This window comes from Streptomyces sp. B1866 (assembly GCF_031932565.1).
In the GTDB taxonomy this organism is placed as follows: Bacteria; Actinomycetota; Actinomycetes; order Streptomycetales; family Streptomycetaceae; genus Streptomyces.
The window spans coordinates 1-1,470 of the sequence record NZ_JAVSCF010000506.1 but is presented as its reverse complement, the minus strand read 5'-3'; the positions used below and the strand labels follow the sequence as shown (position 1 = coordinate 1,470).

General features: G+C 70.2%; 1 protein-coding gene. It reads left to right on the top strand.

The window, feature by feature from the left end; translation table 11 throughout:
* The first annotated feature begins 64 nt into the window (after positions 1-64).
* The gene (locus RKE29_RS29830; protein WP_312008836.1) at positions 65-1,291 is read left to right on the top strand and encodes an IS701 family transposase; all 1,227 of its coding nucleotides are present in this window, start codon (positions 65-67) and stop codon (positions 1,289-1,291) included.
* Positions 1,292-1,470 lie beyond the last annotated feature (179 nt).

Below are 1,470 nucleotides of genomic sequence, written 5' to 3'. Positions count from 1 at the left end.
CTAGTACTACAGCCGGTGGTTCGCGTGACGTGACGGTGGTTGGCTCGTTGCTCCGTTCGTGGGATTGAGACTGCCAGTGGGCGTGGTGCAGACGGACGAGCTGACCGAGGGCCAAGTTCGGGAGTTTGAGGGAGAGTTGGAGGCGCTGTGCGTCTCGGTGGACGATGTGTTCGCACGTCCGGCCTCCCGGGAGAATCTGCGGGCGATGGTGCGCGGGCTGCTGAGCGAGGTGCCGCGCAAGAACCTGTGGCAGCTCGCCGAGGCGGCCGGCCACCCCAATCCCGACCGGTTGCAGGGCTTCCTGGCCAAGGCCGCGTGGGACGCGGGTGCCCTGCGCGACCGGGTCCGCGCCGTCGCCGTCGCTTCCCTGGCCGCCGACGACGCGGTGCTGATCGCGGACGAGACCGGCGACATCAAGAAGGGCACCAAGACGGCCGGGGTGCAGCGGCAGTACACCGGAACCGCAGGAAGAATCGAGAACGCCCAGGTCAGCGTGCACCTGTCCTACGGATCCCGCCGGGGTCGCACTCTGATCGACGCCGAGCTCTACCTTGGCAGGAACTGGGCCGGCGCCACCGCGGAGCACGAACGCCGCTGCGCCGAGCAGGGCATCCCGCCCGAACGCGCGAACGCGGTGGCCACCAAGCCGGAGCTGGCCCGGCGGATGCTGGAGCGGGCGCTGGCCGCCCCGGTGCCGTTCACCTACTTCCTGGCCGACGAGGCATACGGGCAGTGCCGGGCGCTGCGCGCCTGGCTGGAGGAACACCACGTCCGCTACGTACTCGCCATCCCGAAGGACGAGGTGCTGCCGCTGCCTGACGGCCGCACCCGGCAGGCCCGCGAACTGTGGGCGCTGGTACCCCAGGAGACCTTCGAACGCCGCTCGTGCGCGGACGGCGCCAAGGGCCCTCGCGAGTACGACTGGGCCGCCGTCCAACTCGCCACCACCGCCCACGACCTGGAGCGCCACCTGCTGATCCGCCGCTCCACCGTGCCCAACAAGAAGGACAAGAAGACCGGCGAACCCGTCCGGGAGACCGCCTACTTCCTGTGCCACACCCACCCCGGCGCCACCGTGGCCGAACTGGTGGTCGCCGCAGGACAGCGCTGGATGGTGGAGGAGTCGTTCCAGGTCGCGAAGGGACAGGTGGGCCTGGACGAACACGAGGTCCGCAAATGGTGCTCGTGGTACCGGCACACCACCGTGTGCATGCTCGCCATGGCCTTCCTGGTCACCGTCCGGAGCCGGCTCATACCCGCCCCACCGATGACTCCCGACCCCCGACCGTAAACGAGATCCGGCGCCTGTACGACCGGATCGTCCTCGCCCCCGCCCGCACCGCCCGGACCTGGCTCGCCCTGCACTGGCACCGCTGGCGCACCCGCCACCAGACCCGGGCCCGAACCAGCCACTACCGCACCCGAGCCGCCCGCGCCCACTCACCGTGAAACCACCGGCTGTAGTACTAG